This window comes from Rhizobium sp. 10N414, assembly GCF_056394785.1.
This window is the reverse complement of record NZ_JBFTIN010000010.1, coordinates 141,347-159,010: the sequence shown is the minus strand read 5'-3', so window position 1 is coordinate 159,010 and position 17,664 is coordinate 141,347. Positions and strand designations below refer to the sequence as shown.

The 17,664-nt window shown below is 60.1% G+C and carries 16 protein-coding genes; 10 read left to right on the top strand and 6 right to left on the bottom strand.

The features are described 5' to 3' along the window. A partial coding sequence (locus AC1DE4_RS12410; protein WP_477881486.1) for a group II intron maturase-specific domain-containing protein occupies positions 1-529 on the top strand: 529 nt, incomplete at its 5' end. A 107-nt stretch (positions 530-636) separates the two neighbouring features. Here the strand turns inward: AC1DE4_RS12410 and AC1DE4_RS12405 are convergent. Then, the gene (locus AC1DE4_RS12405; RefSeq protein ID WP_018855922.1) at positions 637-2,400 is read right to left on the bottom strand and encodes a glucan ABC transporter ATP-binding protein/ permease; all 1,764 of its coding nucleotides are present in this window, start codon (positions 2,398-2,400) and stop codon (positions 637-639) included. 316 nt (positions 2,401-2,716) lie between these two features. On the opposite strand from AC1DE4_RS12405, the gene AC1DE4_RS12400 reads away from it, so the two are divergent. Beyond that, a complete protein-coding gene (locus AC1DE4_RS12400) occupies positions 2,717-3,457 on the top strand; it encodes a helix-turn-helix transcriptional regulator (RefSeq protein WP_025658053.1) in 741 nt (246 codons plus the stop codon). Between the two features lie 115 nt (positions 3,458-3,572). Continuing rightward, entirely contained in the window at positions 3,573-7,037 is a 3,465-nt protein-coding gene (gene pyc, locus AC1DE4_RS12395; RefSeq protein ID WP_477881484.1) for a pyruvate carboxylase, read from the top strand. A gap of 166 nt (positions 7,038-7,203) precedes the next feature. Here pyc and AC1DE4_RS12390 read toward each other — a convergent pair whose 3' ends face one another. The 3 genes from AC1DE4_RS12390 to AC1DE4_RS12380 form a co-directional block, all read right to left on the bottom strand. Beyond that, on the bottom strand, positions 7,204-7,965 hold the full coding sequence (locus AC1DE4_RS12390; protein ID WP_025658055.1) for an amino acid ABC transporter ATP-binding protein: 762 nt from the start codon (positions 7,963-7,965) through the stop codon (positions 7,204-7,206). Beyond that, positions 7,962-8,642, bottom strand: coding sequence for an amino acid ABC transporter permease (locus tag AC1DE4_RS12385; RefSeq protein ID WP_025658056.1), 681 nt, complete (start codon positions 8,640-8,642; stop codon positions 7,962-7,964). The genes AC1DE4_RS12390 and AC1DE4_RS12385 overlap by 4 nt, the downstream gene beginning before the upstream one ends. Positions 8,643-8,745: 103 nt before the next feature. Further along, positions 8,746-9,519: an amino acid ABC transporter substrate-binding protein gene (locus tag AC1DE4_RS12380; protein ID WP_477881482.1), complete on the bottom strand. Its 774-nt coding sequence runs from the start codon at positions 9,517-9,519 to the stop codon at positions 8,746-8,748. Between the two features lie 239 nt (positions 9,520-9,758). Here AC1DE4_RS12380 and AC1DE4_RS12375 point away from each other — a divergent pair, with 239 nt between their 5' ends. The 3 genes from AC1DE4_RS12375 (at position 9,759) to ispG (ending at position 13,137) form a co-directional block, all read left to right on the top strand. Beyond that, on the top strand, positions 9,759-10,541 hold the full coding sequence (locus tag AC1DE4_RS12375) for a DeoR/GlpR family DNA-binding transcription regulator (protein WP_477881480.1): 783 nt from the start codon (positions 9,759-9,761) through the stop codon (positions 10,539-10,541). Positions 10,542-10,599: 58 nt separating this feature from the next. Further along, complete coding sequence (locus AC1DE4_RS12370; RefSeq protein WP_477881478.1) at positions 10,600-11,790, top strand: MFS transporter; 1,191 nt, start codon at positions 10,600-10,602, stop codon at positions 11,788-11,790. Positions 11,791-11,886: 96 nt separating this feature from the next. Continuing rightward, on the top strand, positions 11,887-13,137 hold the full coding sequence (ispG, locus tag AC1DE4_RS12365; protein WP_018855914.1) for a flavodoxin-dependent (E)-4-hydroxy-3-methylbut-2-enyl-diphosphate synthase: 1,251 nt from the start codon (positions 11,887-11,889) through the stop codon (positions 13,135-13,137). 18 nt (positions 13,138-13,155) lie between these two features. Here the strand turns inward: ispG and AC1DE4_RS12360 are convergent, their stop codons facing one another. Together AC1DE4_RS12360 and AC1DE4_RS12355 are read right to left on the bottom strand one after the other, a co-directional pair. Then, positions 13,156-13,794, bottom strand: coding sequence for a LysE family translocator (locus tag AC1DE4_RS12360; RefSeq protein ID WP_025658061.1), 639 nt, complete (start codon positions 13,792-13,794; stop codon positions 13,156-13,158). Between the two features lie 117 nt (positions 13,795-13,911). Beyond that, positions 13,912-14,826, bottom strand: a complete 915-nt coding sequence (locus AC1DE4_RS12355; protein WP_477881475.1) for a polyprenyl synthetase family protein — start codon at positions 14,824-14,826, stop codon at positions 13,912-13,914. 134 nt (positions 14,827-14,960) lie between these two features. On the opposite strand from AC1DE4_RS12355, the gene mtgA reads away from it, so the two are divergent. From mtgA to rpmF, 4 genes are all read left to right on the top strand, one after another. Beyond that, on the top strand, positions 14,961-15,707 hold the full coding sequence (mtgA, locus tag AC1DE4_RS12350; RefSeq protein WP_025658063.1) for a monofunctional biosynthetic peptidoglycan transglycosylase: 747 nt from the start codon (positions 14,961-14,963) through the stop codon (positions 15,705-15,707). Positions 15,708-15,804: 97 nt separating this feature from the next. Continuing rightward, positions 15,805-16,524 carry a DUF1868 domain-containing protein gene (locus tag AC1DE4_RS12345; RefSeq protein WP_477881472.1) on the top strand — a complete coding sequence of 240 codons (720 nt, stop codon included), beginning with the start codon at positions 15,805-15,807 and terminating at the stop codon, positions 16,522-16,524. A gap of 11 nt (positions 16,525-16,535) precedes the next feature. After that, positions 16,536-17,183, top strand: coding sequence for a glutathione S-transferase family protein (locus tag AC1DE4_RS12340; protein ID WP_477881470.1), 648 nt, complete (start codon positions 16,536-16,538; stop codon positions 17,181-17,183). 156 nt (positions 17,184-17,339) lie between these two features. Next, on the top strand, positions 17,340-17,525 hold the full coding sequence (gene rpmF, locus AC1DE4_RS12335; RefSeq protein WP_016556742.1) for a 50S ribosomal protein L32: 186 nt from the start codon (positions 17,340-17,342) through the stop codon (positions 17,523-17,525). Positions 17,526-17,664: the final 139 nt, after the last annotated feature.

Sequence of the window (17,664 nt, the reverse complement as noted above, 5' to 3'; positions counted from 1 at the left end):
CTTCCGTCCGGGAAGGAGTGCGCACGATGCCGTCCTGGCGGCGCAATCGTTCGTGCAGTCCGGACGGCGGATCGTTGTGGACGTGGATCTGGAGAAGTTCTTCGACCGGGTTGACCATGACATCCTGATCGACCGTCTGCGCAAGAAAACCGACAAGGCCATCAAGGCGTTCAAGGAGCGCATTCGCGAACTGACACCGCGCGTGACGGGTCGATCCCTGAAAGCGGTGGCAGAACGGCTGCGTATCTTCGTGTGCGGATGGAAAGCCTACTTCCGGCTGGCGCAAACATCTCGGGTCTGGCAAAGGCTGGACGAATGGATGCGTCACCGTTTGAGGGCTATCCAGCTCAAGCAATGGAAGCACGGCAGGACTATCTTCCGGGAACTGACGGTTCGGGGGGCAAAACCCGATGTGGCCCTACAGGTGGCGGCAAACGCCCGCCGCTGGTGGCGCAACAGCGGCAAGCTCATCAACGCCGTCCTCACCATCAGATGGGCCGACCAACTCGGAATGCCCAGACTCGCATAACCTCAATCCCTCGAACCGCCCGGTGCGGACCCGCATGCCGGGTGGTGTGGCAGGGGAGCGATCAAATATGATCGCCCCCTATGCCGATTTCCCTTGAGCGATCCGTCTTATGCGGCCTCGGTCGTGTGCGCCTTGCGAACTTCTTCGTCCGTGAGGATGCCGCTGGCGCGCAGCAGCGCCGCGAACCGGCCGTTGCTATGGCTGAGCTCATCGAAGCTGCCTTCTTCGACGACACGGCCACCGTCCAGGAACAGGACCTTGTCTGCTTCGCGAACAGTCGAAAGACGGTGCGCGATGATGAAGGTCGTGCGGTTCTGGCGCAGGTTGTCGATTGCGGCCTTAACGCGATTTTCGGTTTCGACGTCAAGCGCGCTTGTCGCTTCGTCGAGCACGAGGATCGGGGCATCCTTGAGGATGGCGCGGGCAATCGCCACACGCTGACGTTCGCCGCCGGAAAGCCTGTTGCCGCGTTCGCCGACATGGGTGTCGTACTGCTCTTCGCGCGTCTCGATGAAGTCGGCGGCAGCGGCCGCTTCAGCTGCTCGACGCATGTCCTCATCCGAGGCGCCTTCCCGGCCGAGGCGAATGTTGTCGCTGATCGAGCGGTTGAGCAGGCCGGCATCCTGGAACACCGTCGCGATATAGCGGCGCAGCGACTTGCGGGTGATCTTCGTCGTGTCGTGACCATCGACGAGGATCTGGCCGCTATCCGGGTCATACACGCGCTGCAGCAGGTTGATCATCGTGGTCTTGCCCGAACCGGTCGGACCGACGATCGCAACCGTCTGACCAGCCTTGGCGGTAAAGGACACGTTGTGCAAGCCCTGCGCGGTGTTGCCGAAGCGGAACGACACGTTGCGGAATTCGACTTCACCCTTCACGTCGGCGATATCGTCATTGCCGGCAGGCTCTTCGCGTTCACGTACGGAGTCTTCGAGCGAGTAGAAATCCTCGAGCTTCGAACGGGCCTCGAAAATCTGCGTGGCAAACTGGCGCATCTGGTCGAGACGCGAGATCAGCAGGTTCGCAAAGCCGATGAAGGCAATCACGTCGCCGATGCGCAGCTCGCCGGACTGAACCATGAGCGTGCCGATGACCAGGATGATCATCATCGCAATGGTCGAAGCCATGCGGTTCATGGCGCCCGCGAGAGCCCACCAGTCGAGAACCGGATACTGAGCCTGCAGCAGGCGCTCGGCAAACGACTTCAGTGCCTTGGTTTCTGCTTCGATGCGATTGTAGCTATGGAGGACCGATACGTTGCTGATCGAGTCGCTGACGTGTGAGAAAACGGTGTGGTAGTGGTTTTCGACCGACGCCTGGCCATCCTTGGTGCGGCTCATGACGAGACGACCAATCAGCCAATAGGCGACGCCGAGCACGACCAGCACGCCCGAAAGACGCAGGTCCATCGACATCGCAGTCGGCACCAGAAGCGCGATGGCAACGGCAGTCGCCAGGTGGTTGCGCATGAACTCGAGCCAAAGGCCAAAGAGCGTTTCGCATGCGCGCAGCAGCGTATGCAGCGCATTCGACGTGCCACGCTGATGATGCCAGGACAGCGGCATGGAGATGATACGGCCGAACGCTTCCGTCAGCAGTGTGGCGCGGCGGCCATGGGCCAGCCGGTCGGCCTCACGAGCGACAAGAACGAACGCTATGGTGTTGAAAACGGCAAAGCCGGCCCACATGAAAAGGATGGGTTTGACTTCGCCCTTGCCTGAAATTGCATCGATGATGCGACCGAACAAAATCGGTTCGGCGATTGTGATCGCGGCAAGCACGATGTTCGCAATAACGACCAGGGATACGCGGAGCTTGTAGGCGCCGAGATAGCGCAAAGCTCTAGCATAGACCTTGAATAGCGACACGGCGATACCTCTTGTGCATGTGCGAAATAATGGACGCTGCAACGCTACAAAAAGATACCTGAACCAGCGATTAACGAAGCGTTCAGACGAGCGGTCGCGGCAAATTTCTTTTAGGGAGCGCACCCACAGCAATCCATTCCGAGGGACTGAACTTTTTTGGGACGTATCGCAAATCTCGCAATTTTCACTTGCGTTGCATGGTCGCGCTGGCACACCATAGATTGACGTCTAAATGCGTCGCAGGGGCGCCCAACCAAACACTTCCCTTGGTCGTGATCATTCGGCTAGGAGCCCAACTGGCGTAGGGGCATTTATTTTGAGTATTCATTCATTAATTCAATTGCTTGTCGTTCTGGAAGAGTGTCGAAGACCCGAAGGAGTTGTTGGCGAACTGGAGCATGTCATCCACGCCTACGGCTTCCAGTATTATGGCCTTTTGCGACACCTGAAGGCGACTGAAGATCCAATCAGTCTTATGTTTGCCGGTCATTGGCCAGAGAAATGGCCGCAGATCTATATTTCGAAGAAGTATGTTCTGAGCGACCCGACGGTACGTTATCTCGCATATGCGCAAAGGCCGTTTCGCTGGAGGGACAGCCTGGCGGCCTTCCGGAAGGATCCGCACCATCGCCGGATGGAGCAAATGATGGCCGACGCACATAGCCATGGCCTGAAGGACGGCTACATTTTCCCAATCCAGGGCAGAAACGGCATCCTCGGCAACATGAGCGTAGGCGGGACACCCGTAGACCTCTCTCCTGTCGAGATTTCGCTCTTTGATGCCATTGCCCGAAAGGCTTTCTGGCGTCTCCTTGAGCTGAAGGGGGAGGCGGATGCGCTCGAAGAAGTTTCCGGCATCGACACGCGTTTGACGCGCCGGGAGATGGAAATACTTCAATATCTCGCGGAAGGCATGACCTCGGTTGAGATTGGCAAACGCCTCAAGATTTCAAACCACACCGTCGACTGGTACATGAACGGCCTACAAGACAAGCTGAAGGCAAAGAATAGACAGCATGCGGTCGCTGTCGCCTTCCGGCATGGGCTGATCACCTAGTCTTAGAGAAATTCTATTTCGGACGGTTCCGGAAATTGAACTTTCCGTGACAGCGCGTTAAGACTTCTCTTCGCGGGTGCAGCATTGCCCGTTTCGATGCCGTGAGGAGACTGCATTGCCCATATCCAAGATACTTGTTGCCAACCGTTCGGAAATTGCCATCCGCGTGTTTCGCGCGGCCAACGAGCTCGGGATAAAAACGGTCGCGATATGGGCGGAAGAAGACAAACTGGCACTGCACAGGTTCAAGGCAGACGAAAGCTATCAGGTCGGCCGCGGCCCGCATCTTGCCCGCGACCTCGGTCCGATCGAGAGCTATCTGTCGATCGATGAGGTGATCCGCGTCGCCAAGCTTTCCGGCGCCGATGCGATCCATCCCGGCTACGGCCTGCTGTCGGAAAGCCCGGAATTCGTCGATGCCTGCAACAAGGCAGGCATCATCTTCATCGGTCCGACGGCCGATACAATGCGCCAGCTCGGCAACAAAGTCGCCGCGCGCAATCTGGCAATCTCCGTCGGCGTGCCTGTCGTGCCGGCAACGGAACCGTTGCCGGATGATATGGCTGAGGTCGCCAAGATGGCGGCGGCGATCGGCTACCCCGTGATGCTGAAGGCCTCCTGGGGTGGCGGCGGACGCGGCATGCGCGTCATCCGCTCGGAAGCCGACCTTGCACGCGAGGTGACGGAGGCCAAGCGCGAAGCGATGGCGGCCTTTGGTAAGGACGAGGTTTATCTCGAAAAGCTCGTCGAGCGTGCGCGCCATGTCGAAAGCCAGATCCTTGGCGACACGCATGGCAATGTCGTTCATCTCTTCGAGCGCGACTGCTCGATCCAGCGCCGCAACCAGAAGGTCGTCGAGCGTGCGCCGGCGCCTTACCTGTCGGAAGCCCAGCGCCAGGAACTGGCGGCATACTCGCTGAAGATCGCGGGTGCCACCAACTACATCGGTGCGGGCACCGTCGAATATCTGATGGATGCCGACACCGGCAAATTCTACTTCATCGAAGTCAATCCGCGCATCCAGGTCGAGCACACGGTCACCGAAGTCGTTACAGGCATCGATATCGTCAAGGCGCAGATCCACATCCTTGATGGCTTTGCGATCGGTACACCGGAATCGGGCGTTCCCGAGCAGAAGGACATTCGCCTCAACGGCCATGCCCTGCAGTGCCGCATCACGACAGAGGATCCGGAGCACAACTTCATTCCGGACTACGGCCGCATCACCGCCTATCGTTCGGCATCCGGCTTCGGCATCCGTCTCGATGGCGGCACCTCCTATTCCGGCGCGATCATCACCCGGTACTACGATCCGCTGCTGGTCAAGGTCACTGCCTGGGCCCCGAACCCGCTGGAAGCGATCTCCCGCATGGACCGTGCATTGCGTGAGTTCCGTATCCGCGGCGTTGCGACGAACCTCACCTTCCTGGAAGCGATCATCACGCATCCGAATTTCAAGGATAACAGCTACACCACGCGCTTCATCGACTCGACGCCGGAGCTCTTCCAGCAGGTCAAGCGACAGGATCGCGCGACGAAGCTTCTGACTTACCTCGCTGATGTGACGGTCAACGGCCATCCGGAAGCCAAGGATCGACCGAAGCCGTCCGCCGATATCGCCGAGCCGATCGTCCCTTATACCAACGGTAGCGGCATCGCCGACGGCACCAAGCAGCTTCTCGACAAGCTCGGTCCGAAGAAGTTCGGCGAGTGGATGCGCAACGAAAAGCGCATCCTGATGACCGATACGACGATGCGCGACGGCCACCAGTCGCTGCTTGCGACCCGCATGCGCACCTATGACATCGCGCGGATCGCCGGCACCTATGCACACGCTTTGCCGAACCTCCTTTCGCTCGAATGCTGGGGCGGCGCGACGTTTGACGTTTCGATGCGCTTCCTGACGGAAGATCCGTGGGAGCRCCTGTCGCTCGTGCGCGAATCCGCGCCTAACCTGCTTTTGCAGATGCTGCTGCGCGGAGCAAACGGCGTCGGCTACAAGAATTACCCTGACAACGTCGTCAAATACTTCGTCCGGCAGGCTGCTGCCGGCGGCATCGATCTCTTCCGCGTCTTCGACTGCCTGAACTGGGTCGAGAACATGCGCGTATCGATGGATGCGGTGGCCGAGGAGAACAAGCTCTGCGAAGCGGCAATCTGCTACACCGGCGATATCCTGAATTCGGCGCGCCCGAAGTACGATCTCAAGTACTATACGGACCTTGCCGTTGAGCTCGAAAGAGCCGGCGCGCATATCATCGCGCTGAAGGATATGGCGGGCCTGCTGAAGCCGGCTGCCGCCAAGGTGCTGTTCAAGGCGCTGCGCGACGCCACCAGCCTGCCGATCCACTTCCACACGCACGACACCTCGGGCATTGCAGCGGCGACGGTTCTCGCGGCGGTCGATGCCGGCGTCGACGCGGTCGATGCGGCGATGGACGCGTTGTCCGGCAATACCTCGCAGCCCTGCCTTGGCTCGATCGTTGAAGCGCTGCGCGGCTCCGAACGCGATCCCGGTCTCGATCCGGAATGGATCCGCCGTATCTCCTTCTATTGGGAAGCGGTGCGCCATCAGTACGCGGCCTTCGAAAGCGACCTCAAGGGACCGGCCTCCGAAGTCTATCTGCACGAAATGCCGGGCGGCCAGTTCACGAACCTCAAGGAACAGGCCCGTTCGCTCGGTCTCGAGACGCGCTGGCACGAAGTGGCGCAGGCCTATGCCGACGCCAACCAGATGTTCGGCGATATCGTCAAGGTGACGCCGTCCTCGAAGGTCGTCGGCGACATGGCGCTGATGATGGTCAGCCAAGACCTGACGGTTGCCGATGTCGTCAGCGCCGACAAGGAAGTCTCCTTCCCGGAATCTGTTGTCTCGATGCTGAAGGGCGATCTCGGTCAGCCTCCATCAGGCTGGCCGGAGGCGCTGCAGAAGAAGGCACTGAAGGGCGATGCGCCCTATACGGTGCGTCCGGGTTCGCTGCTTGCCGACGCTGACCTCGATGCCGAGCGCAAAGCGATCGAGACCAAGCTGGAGCGCGAGGTCAATGACTTCGAATTCGCCTCCTACCTGATGTATCCGAAAGTCTTCACCGACTTTGCGCTGGCCTCCGACACCTACGGCCCGGTCTCCGTCCTGCCGACGCCGGCCTATTTCTACGGCCTTGCCGACGGCGAGGAACTGTTTGCCGATATCGAAAAGGGCAAGACGCTCGTCGTCGTCAACCAGGCGATGAGCCAGACCGACGAGCAAGGCATGGTGACTGTCTTCTTCGAACTCAACGGCCAGCCGCGCCGCATCAAGGTGCCGGATCGCGCGCATGGTGCGACCGGTGCCGCCGCCCGCCGCAAGGCGGAACCGGGCAATGCCGCGCATGTCGGTGCGCCGATGCCAGGCGTCATCTCGCGCGTCTTTGTCTCGCCCGGCCAGGCGGTCAATGCCGGTGACGTGCTTGTTTCTATCGAGGCTATGAAGATGGAAACGGCGATCCACGCCGAAAAGGACGGTGCGATCGCGGAAGTGCTTGTCAAAGCCGGCGACCAGATCGACGCCAAGGATCTGTTGGTCAGCTACGCGGGCTGACGAAGATGCGAAGGACAAAAAGAGGGTGGCCTTCGGGCCGCCCTTCTGCTTTTTATGCGCGAATTGATATGAGCAAGCTCAAGATTGTCGTCGAAAGACGTGAGGAACCAGCTCGACCGGCTTGCTTGTGGGGGAACGCGCTGCGCGCTGTCGCTCCACGCGCCCCTTAAATATCGTAGGTATGGGCGGCGTTGATCGTCGAGATGAAGCGTTTGGTGCGCTCTCGCTCCGGCGCCGTGAAGATGTTCCTTGCGCTTCCCGTCTCGACCACACTGCCGGCCTCGAGGAAGACAACGTCGTTGGCGATCTTCGAGGCAAGGCGCAGGTCATGCGTCGCCATTACCATCGTCGTGCCCTCGCGGGCGAGACGGCCGAGAACATCGACGACTTCGGCGGAAAGCTCGGGGTCGAGCGCCGATGTCGGTTCATCGCAGAGAAGAACTCGCGGAGAGGGAGCGAGCGCGCGGGCGATTGCGACGCGCTGCTGTTGTCCACCCGAGAGCGTCGAAGGCCAGGCGTCGGCCTTGTGCGCCATGTTGACCTTTGTCAGCAATTCCATCGCCCGTTCACGCGCCTTTTCCTTCGGCCACTTGAGCACGGTGATGAGGCCCTCCATTACATTCTCGATGGCCGTCTGATGCGGAAAGAGCTGGAAGTTCTGGAATACCATTCCGGTCTGCCGGCGGATCTTCTGGATCGCCTGCCAGCCGGTCTTCTGGCCTGGCGTAAAGCTTATTTTCTCGTCGCCGAGGCGGATCGTACCTGCTGTCGGGATCTCCAGCAGGTTGATGCATCGCAGCAGCGTGCTCTTGCCTCCGCCCGAGGGGCCGACGAGTGCGGTGACGCTGCCTTCCGGAATCCGGATGCTGATGTCTTTCAGGATGACGGCGTCGCCGAAGCGCTTTTCGATATGGGAAAGCTCGATCATGCGTTTGCCTCCAGCATGCCGCCATAGCGCGCGAAGCGACGCTCGAGGCGAACCTGCAACGCTGATAGGACGGAGCTCAAAGCAAGGTATATCAATGCGGCCTGGATGTAGAGGATGAGCGGCTCGTAAGTGGTCGCGACGATGCGCTGCGCAGCCTGGAACAGCTCCGGGACCGTAATGGCGGCCGCCAGCGACGTGTCCTTCACCAGCGAGATGAACGTATTGGAGAGCGGCGGTACAGCAACGCGCCCGGCCTGGGGCAGGATCGTGCGGCTCATCGCCTGGCGCCAGCTCATGCCGATCGAATAGGCCGCTTCCCACTGCCCCTTCGGCACGGAGGAGATAACGGCGCGGATGATTTCGGAGCTATAGGCGCCGATGTTGAGGGTGAAGCCGATCAGTGCTGCCGGAAAGGCGTCGAGCAGGATGCCGATGCTCGGCAGGCCGTAAAAGATGACGAAGAGTTGCACCAGCAGCGGTGTGCCCCTGATGGCCCAGACATAGAAGCGCGCGATGGCGGCGATCGGCGCCGGCGCGAAAAGCCGTGCGATTGCCGTCAGCAGTCCAAGGATGAGACCGAGTGTGAATGACAGGAGCGTCAGCGGGATCGTGAAGATCAGGCCGGCCCAGAGGAGCGGACCAAGCGACTCCGCCATCAGTTGAAGCCAGTGCGGCAAGGTTCAATCCTCAAAGAAGATGCGTCCAGCGAGGTTTCGCTGAACGCTTTCTCGGGAACATATAAAGGATGTGGCGGCGGCAGCAAGCCGCCTGCGTTACGAGTTACTTCGAAACGTCCTGACCGAAGTACTTGTTGGAGATCTTCTTGTAGGTGCCGTCGGCCTTGATGTCGGCCAGTGCCTTGTTGATGGCTTCCAGTAGCTCCGGCTCACCCTTGCGGATGATGATGCCGGAAAAATCGGCATTTTCCTGCTGGGCGACGATCTTCACCGGAGCGTCAGGCTTGTGCTTCTTGAAGTCGAGGAAGGAGAGGCTGTCGTTGATCGTCGCGTCTGCACGCTTGGTCAATACGAGCTGGATCGACTGGTCGAAACCATCGGTACCGACGAGTTCTGCGCCGGACTGTTCGGCAAGCTTGCCGAAGTTGCTGGTCAGCGACTGAGCCGACTTCTTGCCCTTCAGGTCCGCAAAGCCCTTGATGCTGTCGTCGCCGTCGCGAATGATGAGAACGGCCTTGGATGCGATGTAGGGCTCGGAAAAATCGTACTTCTGCTTGCGGGCTTCGGTGATACCGACCTGGTTGATGACCGTGTCGTAGCGCTTGGCATCAAGACCGGCGATCAGGCCGTCCCATTTGCCTTCGACGAATTCGGCCTTGACGCCGAGCTTGGCAGCAACCGCCTCGCCGATCTCCACGTCGAAGCCGACCAGCTTGCCGCTATCGTCATGATAGGTGAACGGGGCGTAAGTACCCTCCGTGCCGATCTTGAAGACACCCGCAGACTTGATGGCAGCGAGGTTTTCGCCGGCAACGGCGGGAAGAAGGGCGGCGGCCTGGATCAGTGCTGCAGCGGCGATAGTCTTCAGGAGGTTCATCTTTTTATCCAATTCACAAGGTGTTTGATGCACGAAAAATCGCAGAAAAGCTGATCGCTGCGAAGCGTAGAAAACTGCGAAGAAAATCGGCATCTGCGAATATTTTTCTCATTTATCACAGATTTGGCGCGCCCCGTTTCAGTTTGTGAAGATCGAGATAGCGCACCACACTTGCGTGCACGTTTGTATCCGTTTATGCATGTTTTTATCAGTTTTTGATCAACCAGGCTGAAGTCGGCATGAATGCGAACGAACTTCTCCTGCAGGAGCGCCAAAGCGTCATCCTGCGGAAGCTCCACAGTGATGGTCGGGTGCTAGCGGCAGACCTTGCAGTTGAATTCCGTGTATCCGAAGACACGGTCCGCAGGGACCTGCGCGAGATGGCAGCTGCCGGCCTGTGCGAGCGCGTCTATGGTGGCGCGTTGCCGGTTGCGCCCGCCGGCGGGAGCCTTGGCCACCGGGCAGGGATCGCGCGGGATCGCAAGCAGGCGCTCGCCGTCGCCGCTGTGTCGCAGATCGTTCCCGGCTCGACCGTGTTTTTCGATGCGGGCAGCACCAACCTCGCAATTGCGACGGCCCTGCCAATGGATTTGACCCTGACGGCAGCGACCAACGCGCCAGCGATCGCCGCCGCCCTGATCGAGAAGCCGGCGGTTAACGTGATCCTGATCGGCGGGCTTATCGACCGGCAGGTCAGCGGTGCGCTCGGCGCAAAGGCCATGCGCGACATGGAATCCCTGTCACCCGATCTTTGCATCCTCGGTGCTTGCGGGATAGATCTGACTRCTGGCGTGACGGCCTTCGGCTTCGAAGATGCTGAATTCAAGCGTTTTGCAGCATCGCGAAGCAAGAAGGTTCTGGTCGCCGCGACGTCCGACAAGTTCGGCACTGCCGCGCCACATAGCGTGCTTCCTGTGGCGCAGTGCGAGTGCCTGGTGGTCGAGCAGGACGCCGACCCAGCCATGCTGGCGCGCTATCGCGACAGCGGCTGCAGGACGATCGTGGCTGGCGGAACGACATAACTATCATTCAAGAAACGCGTCGGGCGAGTGCCGACGTCGAGACACTGTGGGAAGAGACATGGATCACGTTAACACAGCGCCGATGGTCAGAAGCGGCTACGTAACGAAGAACAGGATAGCGGTTTCGCTGCTGTTTCTCGTCAATGGCTTCATCGTTGGCTGCTGGGCGCCGAAAATTCCCGAATTCGCAGAGCGCCTGCAGCTGAGCAAGTTTCAGTTGGGTCTGATGATCCTAGTTCTTGGTGTCGGTTCGCTTACCCTGATGCCAATCGCGGGGGCGCAAATCGCGCGCTATGGCTCGAAACTTGTCGCGCAGATCGCTGCGGTGTGCCTTCTGCCAGCGCTGCTTGCACTGACGCTTGCGCCGAACGTTGCGACAGGGGCGATCTCGATCTTTCTGTTTGGCGGCTTCATGGGAGCCATGGACGTTGCCATGAATGCGAATGCGGTTGCGGTCGAGCAATCGATGCGGCGGTCGATCATGTCCTCGTGCCACGCCTTCTGGAGTTTGGGCGGTTTGATCGGCGCCGGCCTCGGTGGCCTGCTGATCGCCAAGGTCGGTGTGCTCTGGCATGCGCAGATTGCGACTGCGCTTGCGGCGATCGTTCTGGGCGTCGCCTGGAGGATGATCCTCGCGGACCCTCCGCATCCCGACGAGAAGAAGGAAAGGCTTCGGCTGCCACTGGTGCCGCTGCCGTGGCTGATGGGGTTGATGGCGCTGTTCTCCATGGTTCCCGAGGGCGCGGTGCTGGATTGGGGCGCGCTCTACCTGCGTGAGGAACTGGGAGCATCGGTGGCGCTTTCCGGCTTCGGCTTTGCGGCGTTTTCGCTGACGATGTCGGTCATGCGGTTTGGCGGCGATCTTGTTCGCGACCGGCTTGGGGGCGTGTTGACGCTTAGGATCTGCACGCTGTTTGCGATATCAGGCATGCTGCTCGCCGCCTTTGCGCCCAATGCGGAAATTGCGATCCTGGGCTTTGCGCTTTGCGGCATCGGGATCTCGAACATGGTTCCGATTGCGTTTTCGGCTGCCGGCAATATTCCGGGCCTGCGCGCCGGCATTGGCCTCTCTGTGGTAACCACCATGGGCTATTCCGGAATGTTGGTGGCTCCCTCCGCGATCGGCTTTGTGGCGGAGCATATCGGATTCAGTGTCGTCTTCATGGCTTTGCCGGTGTTGCTGGTCGTCGTGCTGCTGTTCTCGAACCTTGCACGCTATGCCGACGGCATATCGGGTGGCGGTCACTGAGACGGCTCCAAGCAAAAGTGATGTGCGGGGCGGTTGACAACAAAGCGGGCATGATCCACCTGAAAGACACGAAATTCAGGGGTTCAAGAACTCTATATGTCTTCTGCTGCAGATTTTGATCCGAAGCCGCGCCGCGCATCCGTTGCGGTCGATGTTGGTGGCGTCATCGTGGGTGGTGGTGCGCCTGTTGTCGTCCAGTCGATGACGAATACCGACACTGCGGATATCGACTCCACCGTTGCGCAGGTGGCGGCTCTTTTCAAAGCGGGGTCCGAGATTGTCCGCATCACCGTCGACCGCGACGAGAGCGCGGCCGCGGTTCCGAAAATTCGCGAACGGCTGCTGCGCCTTGGCATGGACGTCCCGCTCGTCGGTGATTTCCACTACATCGGCCACAAGCTTCTTGCCGACCATCCGGCTTGCGCCGAGGCGCTGGCGAAATACCGTATCAATCCGGGCAACGTCGGCTTCAAGGACAAGAAGGACAAGCAGTTCGGCGACATCATCGAGATGGCGATCCGCTACGACAAGCCGGTGCGCATCGGCGTGAACTGGGGCTCGCTGGATCAGGAATTGCTGACGGCGCTGATGGACCAGAACGCCGAGGCTGGGTCACCGCTCTCGGCGCGCCAAGTGACGCGTGAGGCGATCGTGCAGTCCGCCTTGATCTCGGCCAATCTGGCCGAAGAGATCGGTCTGCCGCGCAACCGGATCATTCTGTCGGCCAAGGTCAGCCAGGTCCAGGATCTGATCGCCGTCTATTCTATGCTCTCCGAACGCTCCGACCATGCCCTGCATCTCGGCCTTACCGAAGCCGGCATGGGCAGCAAGGGGATCGTCGCTTCATCGGCTGCCATGGGCTATGTGCTGCAGCAGGGGATCGGCGATACGATCCGCGTGTCGCTGACGCCGGAGCCGAATGGCGACCGGACGCGCGAAGTGCAGGTTGCCCAGGAGCTGCTGCAGGTGATGGGCTTCCGCCAGTTCGTGCCTGTCGTTGCGGCTTGTCCCGGCTGCGGGCGCACGACCTCGACCGTATTCCAGGAACTGGCGCAGAACATCCAGAACGACCTTCGCAAGAACATGCCGGTCTGGCGCGAGAAATATCCGGGTGTCGAAGCGCTGAACGTTGCGGTCATGGGCTGCATCGTCAACGGACCAGGTGAAAGCAAGCACGCCGACATCGGCATCTCCCTGCCTGGCACCGGCGAAACGCCGGCGGCGCCCGTGTTCATCGACGGCAAGAAGGCGTTGACCCTGCGCGGACCGAACATCGCTTCTGACTTTGAGGCGCTCGTGGTCGACTACATCGAAAAGCGCTTCGGGCAGAAGACGGCCGCCGAATAAAGCGGCAATCGAAAACGCTCAGATTCGGCTGGTCAGCAGCTTCAGCCCCGCAACACAGTAGAAGGCGGCCATAGCGCCTTCGATCCAGCGGCGTATGTTGCGGTAAATCTTCAACGCATGTGGTGTCGAGAACAACACTGCGTATCCCATGAAGACGGTAAAGCCTGTCACCATGCACACTCCGATGATCAGGCCGGCGACGGGTGCCGGCGCGCCCTGCGGCATGCCGAGCGCGATGATCGCCAGCCATGCGAAGATGGCCTTCGGATTGGTGATGTGGATACCATAGCCGCGCAGCAACAGGGCCCGCGTCGAAAGGTTCTTCTGCACGACAGCTGTCGGCAGGTCATTGTTGGCGCGTACGGCCTTGAAGGCCTTGTAGGCGAGATAAAGCAGATAGAGGCCGCCGAAGACCTTCAGGATCTCAAGCGCGATGGCGTAGGTCTGGAGGATGGTCGCAAGACCGAGAGCGGCGGCGCATGCCCAGGTGAACGAACCCGCGAAGATGCCAAGCGCGATGGTCATGCCTGCCTTCCGGCCATGCGTCATCGACGTCGACACGATGGCCATGATTGCCGGGCCAGGGCTGATGACGGCGATCAGATAGGCGACGTAGGCCGGCAGGATCTGCGGCAGGTAGGTCAGGATCTCATGCATCTTGCGTCTCTTGTTCGGCCACTCGGCTATTGCCGGTTTTTTTTGGCCCGGCTCCAAGCGAACGACAAGGGACTGCATCTCGTCAGGTGGCGGAAATATTGTCTCGGTGACGCTTTTTCAGCTCTTGCGTCCGGCAATGAAGCGAGCTGCGTCAGTCAGAACTGTGCCGCGCCCGGCATAGGGAGACAGCAGTTCTTCGGCCTCGCGCACATGCTCGGCAAGCTTGGCTTCCGCCCATGCCATGCCGTGCAGTGCCACCAATGTGCCCTTGCTGCGACCGGCGTCCTTACCCGTCGCCTTGCCCATTGTGGCTGCATCGGAGGTGAGATCGAGAATGTCGTCCGCGAGCTGGAAGGCGAGGCCGATCCTCTCGCCGAACTGACGCAGTCGTTTACGATCCTCTGGCGAAGCGCCGGCAATGATGGCGCCGGCTTCGCAGGCAAAGCGGATGAGCGCGCCTGTTTTCATGGCCTGCAGCGTCACGATGCCTTGTTCGTCCGGCGCTTGCTTCTCGGCGGCAAGGTCGAGTGCCTGACCGCCTGCCATGCCTCCGATGCCTGCGGCTCGCGCCAGCGCGAGCGTCAACACCACTTTGGCGGCATCAGGCAATTTCGTTTCGGGCGCAGCGATGATGTCAAAGGCATAGGTGAGCAGACTATCGCCAGTGAGGATGGCGGTCGCCTCATCGTAGGCGATGTGCACGGTCGGTTTGCCTCGACGCAGGTCGTCGTCGTCCATTGCCGGCAGATCGTCGTGAACCAGCGAATAACAGTGCACGCATTCGAGTGCCGCGCCCACACGCAGCGCCGCGTCTCTGTCCCCGCCGAGCAGCGATGCCGCCTCGATGACCAGGAAAGGGCGGAGCCGCTTGCCGCCGTTCAGGCTGGCATAGTGCATGGCTGAACGCAGCCGTTCCGGACGGACGATCTCGCCGTTCAATACGGATGATGACAGCAGAGTGTCGAGCACAGCCTCGACCTCGCGCGCGGTGGCCGTCAATCTGGCTTCGAATGTTTCAGAGCTTGCGTCCATGGCGCGCTGTTTGGCATGAGCTGCCTTCCCTCTGCAACGGAATTGTCGATCATCCGGCGAAGATTTCCTTTGTCTCTGGCAATGCCAGTTCGCAAACGGTATGGAGGAAAAGGGCAAGAGACTGGGTCGGGGAATTGGACATCACGCCGGAGAGAGAGGAAAGCATGACCGTGCCGTTTCACAGGCACGCGTTGTTTTGGCTCAAGGGCCGGCCCGTGATCATGCGCATCGCTCTCGCACTGGCGGCGCTCGTCATTCTTCCCTATGTCCTGATTGTCCTCTATCTGCTGCCTTTCGTTCACCCCGTTTCCACGCTCATGCTTCGCGATCTGGTGCTGCTGCGCGGCTACGACCGGCAATGGGTATCGCTCGACGATATCTCGCCGGTTCTCGTCCAGTCGGTGATGATGTCCGAGGATGGACAATATTGCTTCCACGGCGGTGTCGATTGGGGCGAGATGCGGATGTTGTTGGAGGATACGCTGAGCGGCCAGGCGACCCGTGGCGGCAGTACGATCCCGATGCAGACGGTGAAGAACCTGTTCCTGTGGAATAGCCGGTCCTTCGTTCGCAAGGCGATGGAGCTGCCGTTGGCTGTGACCGCAGATTTCGTCTGGTCGAAGCGGCGCCTGATGGAGATCTATCTCAACATTGCCGAATGGGGGCCGGGGATATACGGCATCGAGGCCGCGGCACGTCACCATTTCAACGTGCCGGCATCGAAATTGACCAGTCGGCAGGCCGCTCTTCTTGCCGTGTCGCTTCCCAACCCCTTCGATCGCAACGCCGGCAAGCCCGGGCGTGGCTTGCGACGGCTCGCCGGCCTGATCGAGCGGCGCGCGCGAGGGTCGGGCGATTACATCAGATGCATTTATGATTGATATCGCAATAAGTCGTTGGTGCTCATGAGTGTCATCTGGCATTCGTGCTTTAAAATTATGGACGGAAATCCCGCCATCAACGACCGGATTACCAGCGATGATTTCTGCCCTTTCGCCCAGCCTTCTGACCTATTCCGCCATTCATAATCCTGTCCCGCCGAGGCATCTCGGGACCCGCTACGACGCAACTGGGACGTTTCTGCGCGAGCCCGGCAATACGGTCGTCTGTCATCTGGTCGAGGGATCGCGCTCGCAGCAGGCGATCGTTGAAGCGCGTGAGACGTTTCTGGCGATGCCGGAAGCTTCGCAGTTCGCCTTCACGCCGATCTCCAGCCTGCACATGACCCTGTTTCAGGGTATTATCGAGTATCGCCGCACGCCGCCTTATTGGCCGGCGGATGTGGCGTTTGACACTGGGATCGAGCGCATGAATGAGATCTTTCTGGATCGGTTGCAATTCTTCGAGCCACTGGGCCCGTTTGAGGTTGAGGTCACGGAGGTCACGCCGGTCGGACTTGCGGTGGACGGCATTACCGCAGCGGACCGGCGGATCATGAAGGAATGGCGTGATGCGTTCGCCCCTGTGTTCGGTTACCGGCACCCTGATCATGACACCTATGCATTCCACGTCACATTCTGCTATCCGGTCGTGAGGCTGCCGGAAGCGGCGCTCCCGGCATGGCAGGCTATGCTCGATAGCGTGCTTGCCACACTGCGCGAAACCGCTCCGGTGATAGAATTGAAGCCTCCGGCCTTCTGCTCTTTCGACGATATGAACCATTTCGATGAGCGGCTTGTGTTCGCGCCTGCAGCGTAAAGGGAGATTTCATGGACAAGCTCACGCTCTACATCGGCAACAAGAACTATTCGTCCTGGTCGCTTCGGCCATGGATCGCCATGACGGCCGCCGGCATTCCCTTCGAGGAGGTGCTGGTTCCCTTCGATTTTCCCGCCGGCAATCCGCGCTTCAGGGAGTTCTCGCCAACGGGGCAGGTCCCTGTGCTTCAGCACGGCGATGTTCGTGTCTGGCAGTCACTGGCGATCATCGAATATGTTGCCGAACTCTTCCCGGAAGCCGGGATATGGCCAAATGAGCGTGGGAAGCGAGCGGTCGCGCGCGCTGTTTCCATGGAAATGCTTGCGGGTTTCAGAGCCCTGCGGAGCGCTTGCCCGATGAATATCCGGCGGCCGAAGGGCAAGATCGCGCTTGCTGACGGGGTCATGGCCGATGTCGCCCGCATCGAGACGATCTGGCGCGACCTGCGCGCCCACTCCGGCGGGCCGTTCCTTTCTGGCGGTTTTTCAGGCGCCGACGCGATGTTCGCGCCGGTTGTCAGTCGTTTCGAGGTATACGACCTGGTATCTGCCGGCGACACGCTCAGTTATATTGCAGCCGTCAAGGCGCATCCCGCCTGGAAAAAGTGGGAAGAGGCGGCGCGAGCCGAGCCCTGGATTGTCGAGGAAGACGAGGTCTAACCCTTGAATCGCAGGAATCTCAAAAAATAAGCTTGGGGACTGGTCAAGCCCCCTCAAGGCATGTATAAGCGCGCAAAATTTCCGAAATCGCGACACGTCGTTTCGGCCGCCGGTCTGGCCGTAGGATGTGTTTGCCCGTGAAGTGGAGTAAGAGAAATGGCTGTACCGAAGAGAAAAACGAGCCCGTCCAAGCGCGGTATGCGGCGCTCTGCCGACGCGCTGAAGGCTGCGACCTACGTTGAAGACAAGAACTCCGGCGAACTGCGCCGTCCGCACCATATCGATCTGAAGACCGGTATGTATCGCGGCCGTCAGGTTCTGACGCCGAAGGAAAGCGCATAATACACTTGCGCTCCGTCTGGGTAAGACTTGCGAGGTCGGCCATGTGCCGGCCTTTTGCTTTTTCCGACGACAGATACATTCTTTGGATGGCTTGAAGTCACGCGGCGATTTACGGCACTATTCTCTCGGTGGGGGAGAT